Consider the following 18,092-nt stretch of genomic DNA (forward strand, 5'->3'; position numbering starts at 1 on the left):
CGCGGGGGTCATCCGCCCGCGGCGCGCGTGGCCCTTTCAAGTTCGAGCTTTTGCTGCGGCGTCAGCTTGCCGCCCTGCGGTATGAGCTTCGATGGTCTTTTCATGATGTTTTTCGACGGGTCGCGCTGGCGGGTCGTCAGAAGTTCCTCCAGTCGCCTTTTCAATTCCGCGAAGATTTCCGCCACGCGCTGGTCCGGCGATTCCAGCCGCTTGACCGCAGCCGCGAGTTGATCAATCTTTCCCGATCCCGATGCGGCGGTTCCTTCGCGCGCCGTCGTTTGCCGCGCGCTGCCGGGCGGCGACGCATCGCGCGATTGCGCGGCCGATGCCCGCGCCGAATCCAACATGTGGCGCGCTTCGCGCAGTTCGACTAATCGCTTCTCCACCAGCGGCATGGCCCGCTTTCTGCAATCGATGAGAACAGCCTGGGCCGCCGATTTCTGTTTGTCCGTCAGCGGTTCGACCAGTTTGTAGCCGACTCCCTCGGAGTGCTTGAGAACCCAGCGGCGAACATACGCCTCCCATTCGTCCACCCGGAATTCCACCGCCTCGATTCCGAACCGGCCGTCGTCGCTGCTCCACCATTCTGGGAACGCGGTGTTTCGCTTGGACTCCATGCGCTGCCGCCAGGCTTCATAGGCGGCGAGATCGAATCCATCCTTGATCGTGGGCCATTCGGCGTCGGTCGCGATCTTGCCGCCGCCGAGATACCGCGCGGTCTTCTGGGGCCAACCCTCTATCGCCGGGCCGCCGAGAAACGTACCCGGCGGAAGCCCCAGGAGATCGCCGTCGAGCCGCCTGGGATGTTCCTGCTTGTCAAACGATGCTTCTTCCAACTGGTATAAAAAGTAAAACTTCGTCCGCGGACATTGCGATTCGACACGTACGGGCCACCAGTATCCGTCGATGAGATCGTACTCGGCCTCGGTACGCGCGAGGATCGTGGTCGCGCCCGACTGGCTGTTGCGCTCCCGGAACTCAATGTAGACGATTGAACTCCCTTTGGAGGGAGCGATGCCGCGAACCAGCTCGGTTTGAACTGCTGCATCGTCGGTCTGAACCGTACTGTGAATTTCGAGCAGCTCGCCTTTTGGCCGAATCTCGAATCGTTGACCTTGCCCGCCGACACTGGATTCAAGCTCTCGCATCATTTCGCTCGGAGTCTTGAGCGCGCTTAGGTTCCAATGGAGCCCCACAATTCGGGGATCCACATGGAAAACGAAATCTTCGCTCCGCAGCAGGCCGCAAGCCGACTCGTTCTCGCCATACCGCCAGATTCGCCCGGCCGATCGTTCAAGGATAATGGTCTCGGGCGCGCAGGATTCCATCACTCCCAACAGGGGTTGGCCATCCGGTTCACGCAAGCGGATGCCGTCGTCGTCGCCGAAGTCCTTAAGGTAAAGGTCGTCTCCGGAGAAGCGGGCCTCGATTCGATGAAGCTGCGCGGCCTGCTGCGGATATTGCGTGATCATCCGGTAACGGATATGACCCGTCTTCGGAAGCGTCCGCGCGACATAGGCCTTCATCAGCGGCACCGTCGCCGGTGAGTCGCCCGCGAACGCCACTACGCGGGTACCGGCGACGAAAACGCCGAGCGCCGCCCACCATCCAATCGCATACTTCGCATTCGTCATAGGGAATCCATGCAGCACGAGTTCACCCCGGCCCAAAGTCCGTTAACCACGTATGGCGCACCTGGGTAATAATCGCAATCGCTGGTCGTATGGCAATACGAACCGCCAGCCAAGTTAGTGCACCACATTGTGATGTAACAGGTACGCGATTCCTCATAGACACAACGGCCCCATGGGATTCTCTGGCAGCATCCTTCGGGCCGCGAACCATTCCCAATGACCAGCCAATGTAAAGTCTGGGCGGCCGCCGGATAGGTCGCAGGACCGCATGTCTGGGACCCGCACTTGCATGACGGGGGGATTGGGCTCAAGTTGCAGGGGACGTAATACTGAATATCCCAAGTGCAACTGCCTCCCCCACAGGATAAGTATACCGGAGGCTCGCAGTCATCAGAGTGCGACGAGGCGTTAAGGGCAATTACCACGACGCTCGTCAGGAGCAAACTAGAGTAGATCCGAGACGGTGAGACGGTGAGACGGTGAGACGGTGAGACGGTGAGACGGTGAGACGGTGAGACGGTGAGACGGTGAGAGACTTGGCTTTGGCACATTTGGATTCTCCTATCTCACTGTGCGTAGGGTATCACCCTATCGCGTGGATGTCAAGAGTTTCTTCTCAAGAATCCACCAATTTTACTAAACTCGTGACTAAGGGTCACCGCAGCCCTGCCACATGAGCAAACCAGCCGGTCGGGTCGTCGTGCTACCGAAGGGCACATCCCTGGCACAATACGCCTCCACATCGCGTGCGGCTACGGCGTGGTGCCGGTGAAGAGGCCGAGGATCGAGCCGAAGAAGTTGCCCAGCACGTCGCGGAACAAGAGCAGGATCAGATTGAGAAAAATCGAAAGCGCCTGAAAGCCGATATCGATCACGGCGAGTTGCACACCATTTTCCATTCCGACGCTGGGGTCCATTGAAATCTCCGGATGGTCGATTCGCCCAGGCTGGGCCTTCTCCGCTTTTCTACCCGCTCGCAGCCGCGCGGATGCGATTCCCGCCACCAGTTTATCGGCAAACCCGGTCCGCCGGGCGGTTTTCCCGCCCGGGCCGGTCGCCTCTATAATCCGCATACCGACATGGCCCCCGGCACGCAGGCACAACACAGCGACCCGGTTTCGACCGAGGGACCGCGCGACCTTTCGAACCCCACCGTCACGCTCGGCGTCGTGTCGTATCTCAACGCCCTTCCGCTTTACAGCACCTTGATCGGCCACGAGCGCGTGGCGATTCGCGCGGCGGTGCCGGCGAAGCTGGCGGCGCTGCTGGCGGCGGGCGAGTGCGACTGCGCGATGCTGCCGGTGGTGGACTACTTTCGGCGGACGGCGGAACTGGAGCCGGTCGGCGACGGGTGCATCGCCAGCGACGGCGAGACGCTGACGGTGCGCGTGTTTTCGCGCGTGCCGCCTGACAAGGTGACGCGGCTGTGCGTGGATGGCGAATCGCATACGTCGGTGATTCTGGCGCAGGTGATCTGGCGGGAGCTGTATGGCCGAGCGCTGGAATTGGTTCCGCTGCAACGCGGCGACCAATCGCCAAGCGAGACGATTCGGCCGGTCGCGGAGAGCGGAAGCGCGGCCGATGCGCCGGATTCGATCCTGCTGATCGGTGACAAGGTGATTCGCCAGGCGCCGCGCGGGTACGGGTTCGAGGTTGATCTGGGCGCGGCGTGGAAGCACCTGACCGGGTTGCCGTTTGTGTTCGCGGCGTGGTTCGGGCCGCGCGGACGCGACGATGCAGCGCTGGCGCGGTTGCTGGGCGAGGCACGGGACGCGGGGGTCGCTTCGGCCTCGCAGATCGCGGAGGCAGCGGCAGCGGAGCACGGCTGGCCGAAGGCGATCGCCGTGGAGTACCTGTGTCGCACGCTGAAGTACACGCTGACGCCGGCGATGCGCGAGGCGATGGATCGGTTTGAAATGCTCGCGCGGCGGGAGGGGTTGCTGTGAGTATCGTCTCCGCCACGGTGCCATCGCCTTCTCACGGTCACGGCGCGGATCAGGCGTCGTCGCGGCTCTCGACCGACGACCTGCGCGCGATGTACTTCGACGCGTCGATCCACGAACTGGGCCGGCGTGCCTTCGACGTGACACAGCGGTTGCATCCCGAGGACTACCGCACCTACGTTGTTGATCGCAACATCAACTACGCGAACTGGTGCACGGCCAAGTGCATCTTCTGCAACTTCAAGGCCGACGTGCCGGGGCAACCCAGCGGCCGCACCGATCTGCCCGCCGGGTACACGTTGAGTTTCGACGAGATCGGGCGAAAGATCGAGGAACTGGTCGCGATCGGCGGAACGCAGATTCTGATGCAAGGCGGTCTCGTGCCGGGCGAGGGCGAGGCGGGGCTGCCGTTCGAGTGGTATCTCGATCTGATGCGGTTCATCCGGCGGAACTTTCCGACGATTCACATTCACGCGTTCAGCCCGCCGGAGATTTTCGCGTTCTCGCAGATTTTCGGCATGAGCCTTCACGACGTGCTGGCGCGGCTGATGGAGGCGGGGCTGGACAGCGTGCCGGGCGGCGGCGGGGAGATTCTCTCCGACCGGGTGCGCGGCAAGATCGGCATCGGCAAGACGCTGACCGGCGAGTGGCTGGAGGTGATGCGGCAGTGCCATATTCTTGGCATGCGCACAAGCTGCACCATGATGTTCGGGCACATCGAGACGCTCGACGAGCGACTGGAGCACCTGCGGCTGCTGCGCGATTTGCAGGACGAGTCCCTCGCCCGCGGCAACGGCGGCGGGTTCGGGGCGTTCATCTGCTGGACGTTCCAGCCGGACCACACGCCGCTGGGGCGGATGCGGCCGCTGCCGGACGCGCCGGAATTCCGCCACGGGCGATCGGGCAGGCCGCTCAACGACGGGAAGCACCTGCTGCTGGCCGACGCGAACGAGTATCTCACGATGCTGGCCCTGTCGCGGGTTTATTTAGACAACATACCACATATTCAATCAAGCTGGGTGACGATGGGGCCGAAGATCGGGCAGCTTGCCCTGTTCTTCGGCGCGAACGACATGGGTAGCGTGATGATGGAGGAGAACGTCGTCAGCGCCGCGGGCACGACCTATCGCCTCGACGAAGCCATGATCCGCCGGTTGATCGAAGACGCCGGCTGGCGCGCCGTGAAGCGGGACTACCACTACCGGCCGATCGAGTGAAGCGACTCGTTCACCGAAGACGCGATCGGCGTCCCGCACTCGCGGCAAACGGCGGATTGAATCTGATAAAGCAGGTAGCCGCATTGACGACCGTTATCTTCCTTTATCTCGATGGCGAACTTGAGGCCGCACCGGCCGCAGCGTGACCGAGGATTGAACAAGCGCTGACGATTCCGGTGGTGGTGAGGATTTTTTCCTCGAAGGGGCCGATCTGCCTGATCACGAGGCAATAGATCCCCACCAGCTCGCAGAGCTAAACCGGGGCGATGAATCCGAGGGGCGATGGATCCGAGTAGAAGGGAGCGCTGGGTACGCGTGCGTAAAGCCATTTCGGCAAAGAGTGTAACGACGCGGCGGCGGCGGACCGACTCGCGAATTCCATGCCGGACTTTAACAGACTCTTAACCGCAGCCTCGTATGGGCTTAATCCCGATGCGATAAGGTTCCCAAGCATAGGACGAACGGATGGCGGATTCCGATGATCGTCGCCCGGTCGAACCGGAGGCAGCGAGCATCGAGGCGCTTTTCGGATGGGAAGACACGGAACAAACCGAACACATTACGGGAGGAAGGGACGAAACATGAAGAAGCAGATCGTCATCGCGGGATTGCTTGTGGGATTGATGTCAGCCGGAGCGCAGGCGTCGATCATGATCACGGAGTGGATGTACTCGGGCGCGAACGGCGAGTTCGTGGAAATCACGAACATGGGCGGCGCGCCAATCGACCTGACCGGCTGGAGCTACGACGACAACAGCGACACCTGCGGCTCGGTCGATCTTAGCTCGCTGGGTGTTCTTCAGCCGGGTCAGTCGGCCGTGTTCACCGAGGCGGTGGAGGGCGACTTCCGCACGGCGTGGAGTCTCGCGCCGACGGTGCCCGTTCTGGGCGGCGTGACCGACAACCTCGGCCGCAACGACGCGATCAACATTTTTGATGCGTCGTGCACACTTGTGGATCGCCTTCGATACGGCGATCAGGACTTTGTCGGCTCGATCCGAACGCAGAATCGCAGCGGCAACCCGATCACGCTCGCGGCCCTCGGCGCGAACGACCCCTACCAGTGGAAGCTGGCGCTGGACGGAGACGAATACGGTTCGTATTTCTCGACCGGACTGGATCAGGGCAACCCCGGCACGTTCGTCCCCGAGCCGAGCACGCTGGCGCTGCTGACGCTGTGCGGCGTGAGCCTGATTCGCCGGCGGCGATAAGCCGGGTTCTCATTGAACCCATGAGGGTTTTGGAAATCCATCGACCCGCTTCCGGTATTTCCGGCAGCGGGTCGTTTCTTTTGACGAGCCGGCGCTGCGGCGCGGTATGATGCGCCGTGCTTGGGGGGGACAAAGAAAGTCGCCCGGGTGCCAATGAACAGGATGTGCTGCCGGGCAATTCAGAAAGGTAGGTGTTCCATGACCGCGCGATGGAGAATGGTGTCGTTGGTCGGTGGTTCGCTTCTGCTGGGTGTCGGCTTTCTGGCGTTCGCCCAGGGCCCGGGCGATGAGAAAGAGCAAGAGGTCCAGGCGAGTGATCTGCCCAAAGCTGCTCTGGAAGCGCTGAAAAAGCTCGCGGCGGGTGCGGTGATCACCAAGTTCGAGATGGAAATCGAGAACGGCGTCACGCTGTACGAGGGATCGTGGAAGGGTCCGCACGGCGAAGTCGAGGCCGAGGTGACGGCGCAGGGAGACCTCGTGGAGATGAAAGAGCATATCTCGCCCGAGGTGCTGCCGAAGGCGGTTCTCGAAGCGGTGCGCAAGACCGCCGGCAGCGACGCGAAGCTTCATGCCGAGAAGCTGACAACCATCCACTACGAAGTGAAGTTCACGAAGAATGGCAAGCGCCACGAAGTGAAGTACACGCCCGACGGCCGCGCGGAAGGCAACGAGGCGGACGGCGAAGACGACGACTAAGCCACTGCTACGTCTCGCGCGTGCTCCTGCTGCCACACCAGCAGCGATACCAGCGCCCAGAGGCAATAGTTGTGATCGGCGCGGCCGCGCGTGTGTTCGTCGAGCATGGCCAATGCGCCGCCGCGATCGAGAATCGTGCCGAAGAAGCAGCGGTCGGCGGCGATAAGCTCGCGCACCATGCCGTTGAGCGGACCGCGCATCCACGGGCCGACGGGCACCTCGAACCCGCGCTTGGGGCGGTGGTGCAGGATCGGCGGCAGCAGATCGCGATACGCGTCGATGAGCATGAACTTCTTTCGCCAGCCGTTGAGCTTCCATCGCCACGGCAGCCCGGCGACAAAATCCGCCACGCGATGATCCATGAACGGCGAACGCACCTCCAGCCCGTGGGCCATGGACATCAGATCGATCTTGGTGAGCATGTCGTCGGGCAATGACGTCTGCCATTCGACGCGCAGATGATGATTCAAGTCGGGCGAGTCTTTCGGCTCGCCGCGAAAGCTCCAGAGCATCTGCGCGATATCGTCGATGATCGCGGGTGAATCCTCGGGCCTGTGCAAGAGGCGCGAGAACGCGGCCGCGTCCGAAGTACGCATCCAGTTGGCGTAACGATGGGGCCCGCGCGGGTCCATGCCTCGCATCGCGCGCTTGAGCTGGCTGGCGACTTTGCCGAAAAACGTTTCGCGTTTGGCGGGCAGACCTTCAACCATCCGCCTTGCCGGGCCGTACAGCGGCGTGCGCGCGAACCAGCCGAAGCGCTCGATCAGCGTGGCCGCGGCGTAGCGTGCGTAGCCGGCGAACTGCTCATCGGCCCCGTCGCCGGAGAGTGCCACCGTCACGTGCTGACGCGTCATGCGACTAAGCAGATAGGTCGGCAGCGCGCTGCTGTCGGCGAACGGCTCGCCCAGGTGCGACTGCACCGTGGGGATGATCTCGCGCACGTCGTCGAGGCGCAGCGGGATTTCCGTGTGATCGGTGCGGTGCATGGCCGCCACGGCCCGCGCATAGCGACTTTCATCAAAATACGCGAACCCCGGAAACGTCACCGAGAACGTCTTCACCCGCCCCGCTGCCACCCGCGCGGCGACGGCCGTGACGATCGCCGAGTCAATGCCGCCCGAGAGGAACACCCCCACCGGCACGTCGGCGATAAGGCGATGTTCGACCGCGTCGGCGACGAGCTCTCGCAATTCCTCGCAGGCGGCCGTGTAGGCCGGACCGTGCGGCTGCGCCGGGAGCGACGCATCCGGCCGGCGCAGCGGGCGAGACCATCGTTCGATGGTCACCGCGCCGTCGCGCCAACGAAGCAGATGGCCCGGACGGAGTTTGAACACCTGCCGAAAGATGGTGCGCGGTGCGGTGATGAAGCCCAGCGAGAGCAATTCGTAAACGGCCCGCGGGTCGATCGATAGACCCCGCAACGGCGGGCGGATCGCCGCCAGCTCGGACGCGAAGGCCAGGCCGCCGTCGAGCTCGGCGTACAGGAGCGGCTTCACGCCGGCGTGATCGCGCGCGAGGGTGAGCGTGTGCGTCGGCGCGTGCCAGACGGCGAAGGCGAACATGCCGTTGAGCCGCGGCAGAAACCCCAGCGCCGGATCGCGCCGGCAGAGTTCCAGCAGGACTTCCGTATCGCCGGTGGAATGAAAGGTCGCGCCGTCGGCACGCAGCGCCTCGCGCAATTCACGAAAATTGTATATTTCTCCGTTGTAGACGAGGCTCGTCGAGCCGTCGGCGCTGTGCATCGGCTGATCGGCCGCGGGCGTGAGGTCCTGCACTTTCAGCCGGCTGTGCGCGAAGGCCAGACCGACGTCGGGCCGCTTCCACGTGCCCGTGCCGTCCGGTCCGCGATGGGCGATTCGCTCGAGCATGCGCGCGAGAACCGCGTCGTCGAACAACCCCTTCGGGCGAATGTAACCGGCGATGCCGCACATGGGCGTGATCTTAGGGTGACGCGGCGGCAGCGGCCAACGCTATTTCGCCTGCAACTTTTTGAAATCGTTGAGAAATCGTTCGAGACCGATATCGGTGAGCGGGTGGTTGAGCAATTGCTTGAAGACGCCGTAGGGCATGGTGCCGATGTCGGCGCCGGCCTTGGCCGCCTGGACGACGTGCAGCGGATGGCGCAGGCTGGCGGCGAGAATCTCGGTGCGGAATCCGTAGTTGTCGTAGATAAGACGAATGTCATCAATCAACGCCATGCCGTCCTGGCCGATGTCGTCCAGCCGGCCCAGGAACGGCGAGCAATACGTCGCCCCGGCCTTGGCGACGATCAGGGCCTGGATCGGCTGGAACACCAGCGTGAGATTGGTCTTGACGCCTTCCGCCGCGAGAATTTTCAGCGCTTTCACGCCTTCGGGAATGGTCGGCAGCTTGACGATCACGTTCTCGGCGATCTTCGACAACTCGCGGCCTTCCTTGACCATCGCATCGCACGTGGTGGAGACGACCTCGGCCGAAACGGGGCCGGGGATGATCTCGCAGATTTGTCCGACGAGCGTCTTGAAATCCTTGCCCTCCTTGGCGACGAGGCTCGGATTGGTCGTGACGCCGTCGACGATTCCGAGCGCCGCGCCGGCGCGAATCTCATCAAGGTTGGCGGTGTCGAGGAAGAACTTCATGCGCTGCTCCCGTGGGTGACCGTGCGAGGGTGCGATTCAACGTGCGGCATTTTACGGGCAAGGTGCGTCCGAGCCAACGCACGGCGCGCAGGCCCCCCGCGCGGCGTTCTGCGCTGCTCGGAAAGCCTGTGAATTGTCGCGAAAGCGGCGGGCACGCCGGCGGATTACAACCCCAGCAGGTCGGCCACGAATGCGTCGATGTCCTGTTCCAGCGTTCCGCCATATTCGGCGCACATCGGATTGGTGCCGCCGACCGGGCTGCCGAGCTTCGCGCCGACGAAACCGGCGATGTCGCCGCCCTCGACCAAGCCGTTCAGATTCAGATCGCCCAGCAGGGAACACTCGGCGCAGCCCGTCGTCAGCGTAACGGTACCCGATATGCTGTTAAAGGGCGTCTCGAAGGCCTCGAAGTTCCGCGCCTTGACGCGGAAACTGTATTGCGTGCAGGGCGTCAGGCCAGTGACGGTGATGGTGTTCGCGCCGGCCCCGGTGACCCAGACGTTCGCGCCGGTCCCCGCGGGCGGCGTCATCTCGAAGAAGAAGCCGGTCTGGAGGAAACCGATGTTGGTGAACGTGCCGGTGGCGGTGACCTGAATCGTCGTGTCGGTGATCGTGCCGAACGAGATGCCGGTGGGCGTCTGGATGCCCGAGCCGGTGCCGATGTTCGCCGAGTAGCTCGTCTGGTTGATGTTCGGCGAGCTGTCCCGCGCGGCCACGCGATAGGTGTAGGCGCTGTTGGCTTGTGGGAGCGCCACGTCGGTGTAGTCACGGCTGGGCTGCCAGCCGCTGTCGTGCCCGCCCGCGCCGGAGACGTAGTCAAAGTTATAAAATGCCGGCGGGCTTTCATTGTCGGTCGCCTCGGTCGCCTGCATCGCAATCGACTGGTGATCGACCGGGTTCGGGTTGATGGAGAAGCTCATCGGGTTGGGCGTCGGCGGATCGACGTCGCCCGGGTCCTGCGGCGGATAATCCCAGCCGATGGCGTCAAAGGCGCGCAGGTCGGCCGTGCGAAAGTAATTCGGGAAGAACGTCTCGCCGCCGCCGAGCGTCGGGTCCATGATGCCGATGTTGAAATTATCGCGGAAGTGCGACGCCTGATTCGGACTGCCGTCCTCCATGCGGTATTCCGCCTGGATGTTGTCGAAAATATGCGAGTCGTTCGGGTTGTTGTTGTGGACCAGTCGCGGTCGCGACGTGAATTCAGCCGTCGTGTCGGGGTTGTAATCGAAGGCGCCGTCGGTCAATTGGAATCGGAACAGGTCCAGGCCTTCCATGTCGCCGGGATTGAAGTCCGTCGCCGACACAAAGCCCATGGCGTGACCGACTTCATGCACCGCAACCGAGCGGAAACACGTCAATCCGCCCACGCCGTTGGATGGATCATAATCAAAGGTGAAGTTCGTATTGAACGTCGTCGAACCGTTCGTGCCGGCGGTGGTGATGTTGCGCATCGCGGCCCAATTGGCCTCGGTGATGTCCATGCTCGCTTGATTGGTCACCGTATCCGAATTGGCGTCGTAGCGCACCGGGCAGGTCGGCGCCGGCGGAAGGAATGTCTGGATCGTGTCATCGAAGTCCAGCGTCTGAAGATTGGACCGGATGGTTGAATACGAGATGTTGTTGACGTAGTCCGAGCTGGTTGCGCCGAGGACGCCTCCCCCCATTGCCTGAAAACCAATGTTAATGGTGACGGTAATGGGATCGCTGAACTGGCTCTCGATGTAAACAGCCACCGCTTCCAGCGCCTCAACCGCGCCGGCCGGCGGACTGCCGCTGACGTTGAAAACAATGTTCAGCCCGCCCGGGCCGCGCAACGCTCCCTGGCTGACCTGAAGCACCGGCCCCTGCTCAAACAGGCGCTTGGATTCTTCGGCAATGCGTGCCAGGTCTTCCACCGTCTTGCCATCCACGCTGGAGCCGCAAATGTATCGCCAGCGCCGTTCGGTCGTGTATTCGACCGGGCGACCGGTCTCGTCGTCGAACGTGATCGGATCCTGCGGCTCGATGTACTGAAGGTGTGTGTGATCTGAAGAATCGTCCCCGGTCGCGCGACGGACGCTCCCGTCGTCCGCCGATTGGGCCTGAACCACCGCAGCCGATACGAGGCTCGCTACAACGGATAACCAGATTGTTCTGTACATGAATGTTGCTCCACCTTTCGGTTGATTCTTGCCGCGCGAGAGTAATCAGGAAGTCGCCAGCAGGTCGGCCACGAATGCGTCGATGTCCTGTTCCAGCGTTCCGCCATATTCGGCGCATTGCGGATTCGTGCCGCCGACCGGGCTGCCGAGCTTCGCGCCGACGAAACCGGCGATGTCGCCGCCCTCGACCGCTCCGTTCAAGTTGAGATCACCCAGCAGTGCGCAATCGCCGCAACCGGTCGTGAGTACGAGCGTGGGAGATGCGCTGTCGAAACCGGTCTCAATGCCCTGGAAGTTACGCGCCTTCACGCGAAAACCGTATTGCGTGCAGGGCGCCAGCCCCGTGACGGTGATGCTGTTGGCCCCGGCCCCGGTCACCCAGACGTTGGCCCCGCTGCCCGCAGCCGGCGTCATCTCGTAGAACATGCCCGTTTGAAGGAAGCCGAGGTTGGAGAACGAGCCGGTCGCGTTCACGACGACCGATGTATCGGTAATCGTCCCGAACGACACGCCCGTGGGCGTCTCGATGGCCGTGGACACCGCGGCATTCACCGAGAAGCCGGTCTGGTTGAAGTTCGGCGTCGCGCTGTCTCGCGCGGCCACGCGATAGGTGTAGTTGCTGTTGGCCAGCGGCAGAGCCGTATCGGTGTAGTCGCGCGAGGCCTGGATGCTGTCGTGGCCGCCGGCGCCGGAGACATAATCGAAGTAATAATTCACCGGTGGCGAATCCGTGTCGGTCGCTTCGGTCGCCTGCATGTACACCGATGAGGTGCTGACCGTCGTTGGCGCGATGGAGAACGACATCGGATCGGGTAACGGCGGTGTCAGATCGACCGGCGCGAACGTGAACTTGCCCAGCCACGTCCCCCAGGTGTTGCCGGCGTGGACGTACTCCTGAACCGTCCAGAGCGTGTCGTTGTCACTGGGATCAACCGAGGTGAGACTGTAGTCGCCCCATCGGTTTCGCCCCACACCGTCCAGCACCTGGTACGAAGCGTTGCCGGACTTCAGCAGCGCCGGCGCCGTGGTCTGCCCGGCGGGATCGTTCACGAGGCGGCCGCAGTAATACGCGCCGGCGAACTGGCTCGGGCTGGAACCCGAAAAGCCCAGGACCATGTGTCCGTTGTCGTTGACGGAGACCGACGGGAAGAAGTAACTCAACGTCGCATCGGAGACATTGCCCTGCTGGTTCAGCGTGATGAAAGGCGACGACGCGTTCAGCTGGAACTTGTACCAGCGCACGGCGGCGCGCCCGCCGACGTTGATGCAGTGGGTGGCATAGAAGAACCCATTGCGAAAGAGGGCATTCATGATGCGCGAGCCGACGGTGTCCAGCGGCGTGGAACTGCCGCTCGCCGGCGCATCGGGCGGACTGGAATAAGAGTTGACCGCCACGGTGGCGACGGTCGTCAGGGTCGGCGACGAGATCGGCGGATTCACGCGGCGAAATCGAATGCTGGACGAGCTGGCCGAGGGGGTCGAAATAATGTATCCGCCCGGTGTCACGGGGGTGCCATAAACCTGCGCCGCTTGCAGCGTCACTTCACCCGTGGAGATGCCGCGGAAGGCCGTGACCGTGCCCATTCCCGTGCCCGCGACCAGCGGCGCCTTGTCGATGGCGAAGATCGTCAAACCGCATCCGACCATGTATGCGCCGATGTAAATACCGTTCGCATCGACGCCGAGCGTGGGATAGTCCACCCAGCAGGCCGCGTCCGTGCCCGCGGCGGCGACAAAGAAAGTTTTGAAATAGCTGCCGGTCGCGCTGCTCGTCGTCGAGACGGCGATGTGAATCGTCGCCGGGCTTACCCCGTTGAAGTTCGTTCCGATCACGATCCAGCGCCCGGAATGCGTGTCGTAGATCACGCGCGGATCGCCGCCGGTAAAGCCCTGACCGCTGCCGTTGAAGAAGCTGGTCAGACTCATGCTTTGCACCTTCGCCCCGTTCGACTTGTTGAACACGACGTAGCTGGTGTTGATGACTTCTACGAAGTGGCTGGGGCCGATCGCGCCGCAGGTGTCGGGCGGAATGGAGTTCGCCCCGGGATCGCTGCCGGAAAAGACGCCCTGGTACCCGGCCAGCAGCGTCGGACCACTGCCGCCGCCCCGCAGCAGGAACTCGCCGGCGCTTTCGTTGTCGGTGTTCGAGGACGCATCCACAGGCTGCCGATCGACGGGGGCCGCCGGCGCCGGAAGGATGTTCGCATCGACCGGATCGGCTTCCGGAATCGGTCCACTGCCCTCTTCCCAGGTCAGGCCGCGGTATCCCGAGCCGGTGAGCTTATAGTTGTAGCGCAGATCGTCAAAATCGATGATGGTCGCCTGGCCAAACGCCTCGCCCGGCGCCGGTATATCGACATACGTCAAATCGTCCAGCGTGAACCATCCGGCGTCGGCCTGGGCCGCCTCGGCCTCAAACACGATGCGATCGACGTTGTCCATGTTGAAATCGAACCACTGGGGTGCCAGGGTCAGTCCGCGAATCAATTCCGTTCGTCCGACTTCCTTGCCCTGCAAATAGCCGACCACGCGCAAACCGGGAGTCGTGACGGAAAGGTTCGTCTGGCCTCCCAGGTGCGCGCCGAGCAGGCGCACCGGGCGAGGAAAGCCGATGCCCATGCGCGTGTCGCCCCACTTGTTCGTGATGTTGTAATTGCCCGATCCGGTCGGACTGACCGCGCGCGGCGTCGGAACAATCCACTGACCGTGCTCGCCGTTCCGTGCCTTGGGATTCCGCATCGACGGCGGCATGGCCTGATCGCGTGCGATGACTTCTTCGTTGGATTCAATAATCCAGGGACCAATCAGCGTTTCATCCAGCCGCTCACCCGTGACGGTGTAACCATCCGACTCATCCACCGGCGGGTTCGGGTTTGCCTGAATGGCGCCAGAGAATGCGGAAACAACAAAAATGAATGCGACCACGGCCGGAAGTGGCTTGCGCATCAGCTCGCTCCTGTATCCACCCTTATGACGCTCTCACCGTCGGGAGTCGCTCTATCTTATCTCATTGTGGTGGCGGGAAACTAGAAAAAACTGGCAGGCACCCGCAAATCGGACGTTGGCGATGCCCGAATTGGCGGCTTCCAGGGCACTTTTTGGTGGAAGGTACACACTCGGCTCAACGCCGGGCGCAGGCGCGCGGAACTCACCTGCGCGGCGGTGAGAATGCGAATCCGGACCGCATGCTGCGGCTGAATCCCATCTACAAGGTCGACGTGATAAACGCGCGGGTGCGAGCCTCCCACGCGCCGGGATCGGTCAGAAACGCGTAGAGATCGTCGGCCGTGTTGGCGTCGGTGCAGATGCCGGCGCGCTCGACCGCGGCGGCGTACTCCAGGCCGCGTTCCAGCAGCTTCTTGTAGCGAAGGTCGTGGCAGTTGTGCAGCAGCCAGTCGTGCGCATCGTCGTAGCGGGTTCGATGCGAGGTCGGATGAGGTTCAGTTGTCATCATGATGGCACCTCTGGACGAGCCGATAGTTATTTGCCATTAACCGCTGGCCAGAATCGGGTTGCCGCGTGACGGCGCCCTCTGGTCGGTCGACTCCTGATACGCCGCCCCGGCGCGGATCGCGGCGAGGTTGGCCTCGATCAATTCGGCGTGCTTCTTGCCGACCACCGCCGCCACGGCGCGCTCCAGCCATTCCTGCTTCAAATCGTCCTGCACCGCCAGCAGCGTCCCGAGCATGACCATGTTCGCGACGCGCTCGCTGCCGGCCTGCCGCGCCAAGTCGGAGGCCGGAACGTGCAATGCGGTGACATCGGCTCGGTCGCAGCGGATCGGCACCATCGACGAATTGACCAGCACCGCGCCGCCAAGCCGCACGGACGAAATAAATCGCTCCAGCGAAGGCTGGTTCATCGCGATGAGAACGTCATACGTCGAGGAAATCGGCGATCCGATTTCCTCGTCGGAGAAGATCGTCGTGCAATTGGCCGTGCCGCCGCGCATCTCCGGTCCGTACGACGGGAACCACGTCGTGTGATAGCCCTGTTTCATGGCGGCGTCGGCAAGAATCTGACCGATGAGCAGGATGCCCTGCCCGCCGAAGCCCGCGATGAGAACGCGCTGGATCATGGCGCCACCGCCGTCCTTTCGACCGCCGGCGCAGTCGTCTCCTTCGGGGGCGTCACGCGGTCGATAAAGACACCCGGCTTGAACGTCTGCACGACCGTCTTGTCGATGTGCTCCATGGCCTTGATCGGCGTCATGCCCCATTGCACCGGGCAGGTGCTCAAGAACTCGACCAGCGCGAAGCCTTTGCGTTCGAGCTGCGCGCGAATCGCCGTGCGCATGTACTTCCGCGCCGTGTGAATGTTCTTCGGACTGGTGATCGGCACGCGCGCCAGGTACGCCACGGCCGGCAGCGACGAGAGCATTTCGCACACGCCGATCGGCGGCCCGGCGATCCCGGGATCGCGCCCGCGCGGCGAGGTCGTCGTCTTTTGTCCGATCAGCGACGTGGGCGCCATCTGACCGCCGGTCATGCCGTAGATGCCGTTGTTCACGAAGAACACGCAGATGTTCTCGCCGCGCGCCGCCGCGTGGACCGACTCCGCGAGTCCGATCGCCGCGAGATCGCCGTCGCCCTGATAAGTGAACACGAACCGATTCGGATCGGCCCGCTTCACGGCCGTCGCCACCGCCGCCGCCCGCCCGTGGCTGGCTTCGATCATGTCAAAGTGGAAGTATTCGAATGCAAAGACCGAACAGCCGACCGGGCAGACGCCGACGGTGCGCTCAAACAATCCGAACTCGTCGATCATCTCGCCGACGAGCCGGTGAATAATTCCATGCGTGCAACCCGGGCAGTAGTGCATCACCTTGTCGGTCATGCACTCGGGCCGGTCGAACACGACTTCGCATTCGCCATGGCCGTTGTTGGCCGCCGCGCAGGCTTCCGGTGCCTGCCCCATTTCTTCGCAAGTCGGCCCACAGAGATCACCCATGGCAGGCCTCCTCGGTTCTTGTGGCCATCGCGCGCTTCGGCGACGAATCACCCGCGAGTTGGCGCGTCACGAACTCCGCCAATTCCTCGGGCGACGGAATCACGCCGCCCATGCGCCCAAAGAATTCAACCGGCTTCGCGCCGTTGATCGTCAGTCGAACATCCTCCACCATCTGGCCCGCGTTCAGCTCAAACACGACAAGGCGTTTCGCGCCGGCCGTCGCACGACGCAGCGCCTCCGCGGGGAACGGGAAAAGCGTCTGCGGGCGAAAGAGGCCCACGCGCTGACCGGCCGCTCGCAATTGCCGGACGCAAGAAAGCGCGACGCGCGCCGCCGCACCGAACGCGACGAGGCCCAGCTCGGCGTCGTCGGTGAATCGCGTGTCAAAGCGAATCTCCGCCTGCGCATCGAGATAGGTCCGCTGGAGCAGTAGGTTGTGCCGCTCCAGCTCGTCGGCACTTAAGAAAAGCGAGTTGACCACGTTCTTGTGGCTGCGTGCGCCGCGACCGGTGCATGCCCAGTCTGCCGGGCGATGCACCGCCGGAGGAAACTCGTCGGGGACGGTCGCCGGCTCAAGCATCGAGCCGAGCACGGCGTCGGCCAGAATCATGACCGGCATGCGATAGCGCTCGGCGATCTCAAACGCCATCCGCGGGAATTCGAACATCTCCTGCACGTTCCACGGCGCCAGCACGATGCAGCGGTAATCGCCGTGGCCGCCGCCCTTGCATGCCTGAAAGTAATCGGCCTGTGACGGAGCGATGTTGCCCAGACCCGGCCCGCCGCGCATCACGTTGATCACCACGCAGGGCAGGCGTGCCCCGGCGATGTAGCTCAAGCCCTCCATCATCAGGCTGATGCCGGGGCTGGAGCTGCTGGTCATGGCGCGATGGCCCGCGGCGGCCGCGCCGTAGACCATGTTGATCGAGGCGACTTCGCTTTCGGCCTGGAGGAACACGCGCCCGAGCCGCGGCATCAGGTCCGACAGCAGCTCTGGCACTTCGTTCTGCGGAGTGATCGGATATCCAAAGAAGCACTCGACGCCGCCGGCGATCGCGCCGAGGGCGAGGGCTTCGTTGCCTTTGACGAGCCGCCGCGAACTGGAGGAGGAAGAGGGGGTGAGGTGGTCGATCGCGGCGGCTCCCGACAGTCTGTTGTCAACTTGCACCGGCATGTTGAACCGCATCCTGTTGCCATCAGCCCCTGGGTTTCTTCTTGCGACGCGTCACGCGGATGCCCGTCTCCGGGCACATCTCGGCACACAGGCCGCACGCCGTGCACGCGTCGAGATCATGATTCACGGCCGGGTGGTACCCCGCCCGATTCAGTCCGTCTTCGAGTTTCAGAATGTGCCGCGGGCAGAACACCACGCACAGCCCGCATCCCTTGCATCGATCACGATCAATCTGCGTACTCATGACAGCCGGATCGCTCTCCAGGGCGACACACCCTCGGTCAGCAGATAAGCAATTTCGGTGCCAGTGCAATGATTCGTCGTGAAAACGAGAAAAGTGCGAATTCAGGGTTCGCAACGCGGTTTCATGCGTATCAGGCCTGCGAGAAACCCCGCGCGGGGCGTGGAAAATGGCTTTGAAAAGCGCGTTCTTCGTTTATCCGAGCGCGACACAGACGGATTCCAGCCTGTGCGGGAATGACGTTCAAGCCTCACGCTGCTCTCAATC

Annotated in this window: 15 protein-coding genes; 4 read left to right on the plus strand and 11 right to left on the minus strand. The window is 63.1% G+C overall.

All coding sequences use genetic code 11. The annotated features are described in order from the left end of the window. Positions 1 to 8: 8 nt before the first annotated feature. On the minus strand, positions 9 to 1,634 hold the full coding sequence (locus HRU71_05480; protein QOJ02971.1) for a hypothetical protein: 1,626 nt from the start codon (positions 1,632 to 1,634) through the stop codon (positions 9 to 11). 752 nt (positions 1,635 to 2,386) lie between these two features. Next, positions 2,387 to 2,638 (minus strand): hypothetical protein, encoded by a 252-nt coding sequence (locus tag HRU71_05485; GenBank protein QOJ02972.1) that lies wholly within the window; start codon positions 2,636 to 2,638, stop codon positions 2,387 to 2,389. A 75-nt stretch (positions 2,639 to 2,713) separates the two neighbouring features. On the opposite strand from HRU71_05485, the gene HRU71_05490 reads away from it, so the two are divergent. The 4 genes from HRU71_05490 (at position 2,714) to HRU71_05505 (ending at position 6,701) form a co-directional block, all read left to right on the plus strand. Next, positions 2,714 to 3,580, plus strand: coding sequence for a hypothetical protein (locus HRU71_05490; GenBank protein QOJ02973.1), 867 nt, complete (start codon positions 2,714 to 2,716; stop codon positions 3,578 to 3,580). An 89-nt stretch (positions 3,581 to 3,669) separates the two neighbouring features. Further along, a complete protein-coding gene (locus tag HRU71_05495) occupies positions 3,670 to 4,794 on the plus strand; it encodes a CofH family radical SAM protein (protein QOJ04926.1) in 1,125 nt (374 codons plus the stop codon). Positions 4,795 to 5,375: 581 nt separating this feature from the next. Further along, a complete protein-coding gene (locus tag HRU71_05500; protein QOJ02974.1) occupies positions 5,376 to 6,005 on the plus strand; it encodes a lamin tail domain-containing protein in 630 nt (209 codons plus the stop codon). Positions 6,006 to 6,203: 198 nt separating this feature from the next. After that, positions 6,204 to 6,701, plus strand: a complete 498-nt coding sequence (locus HRU71_05505) for a hypothetical protein (protein QOJ02975.1) — start codon at positions 6,204 to 6,206, stop codon at positions 6,699 to 6,701. Here HRU71_05505 and asnB read toward each other — a convergent pair. The 9 genes from asnB to HRU71_05550 all read right to left on the minus strand — a co-directional run bounded on the left by asnB (position 6,698) and on the right by HRU71_05550 (position 17,828). Further along, positions 6,698 to 8,632: an asparagine synthase (glutamine-hydrolyzing) gene (gene asnB / locus HRU71_05510; protein ID QOJ02976.1), complete on the minus strand. Its 1,935-nt coding sequence runs from the start codon at positions 8,630 to 8,632 to the stop codon at positions 6,698 to 6,700. The two genes, HRU71_05505 and asnB, sit on opposite strands and share 4 nt — an antisense overlap. Before the next feature lie 39 nt (positions 8,633 to 8,671). Continuing rightward, entirely contained in the window at positions 8,672 to 9,319 is a 648-nt protein-coding gene (gene fsa, locus HRU71_05515; protein ID QOJ02977.1) for a fructose-6-phosphate aldolase, read from the minus strand. Between the two features lie 164 nt (positions 9,320 to 9,483). Further along, entirely contained in the window at positions 9,484 to 11,460 is a 1,977-nt protein-coding gene (locus HRU71_05520; GenBank protein ID QOJ02978.1) for a fibronectin type III domain-containing protein, read from the minus strand. 45 nt (positions 11,461 to 11,505) lie between these two features. After that, positions 11,506 to 14,406, minus strand: a complete 2,901-nt coding sequence (locus HRU71_05525; protein ID QOJ02979.1) for a fibronectin type III domain-containing protein — start codon at positions 14,404 to 14,406, stop codon at positions 11,506 to 11,508. A gap of 259 nt (positions 14,407 to 14,665) precedes the next feature. Then, entirely contained in the window at positions 14,666 to 14,914 is a 249-nt protein-coding gene (locus HRU71_05530) for a hypothetical protein (GenBank protein ID QOJ02980.1), read from the minus strand. 36 nt (positions 14,915 to 14,950) lie between these two features. Then, positions 14,951 to 15,538, minus strand: coding sequence for a 2-oxoacid:acceptor oxidoreductase family protein (locus HRU71_05535; protein QOJ02981.1), 588 nt, complete (start codon positions 15,536 to 15,538; stop codon positions 14,951 to 14,953). After that, the gene (locus HRU71_05540) at positions 15,535 to 16,377 is read right to left on the minus strand and encodes a 2-oxoglutarate oxidoreductase (protein ID QOJ04927.1); all 843 of its coding nucleotides are present in this window, start codon (positions 16,375 to 16,377) and stop codon (positions 15,535 to 15,537) included. Before HRU71_05540 ends, HRU71_05535 begins: the two co-directional genes overlap by 4 nt. 25 nt (positions 16,378 to 16,402) lie before the next feature. Beyond that, positions 16,403 to 17,584, minus strand: coding sequence for a 3-methyl-2-oxobutanoate dehydrogenase subunit VorB (gene vorB / locus HRU71_05545; GenBank protein QOJ02982.1), 1,182 nt, complete (start codon positions 17,582 to 17,584; stop codon positions 16,403 to 16,405). 22 nt (positions 17,585 to 17,606) lie between these two features. Then, entirely contained in the window at positions 17,607 to 17,828 is a 222-nt protein-coding gene (locus tag HRU71_05550; GenBank protein QOJ02983.1) for a ferredoxin family protein, read from the minus strand. Positions 17,829 to 18,092: the final 264 nt, after the last annotated feature.

It is taken from the genome of Planctomycetia bacterium (assembly GCA_015200345.1).
Classification (GTDB): domain Bacteria; phylum Planctomycetota; class Phycisphaerae; order UBA1845; family UTPLA1; genus PLA3.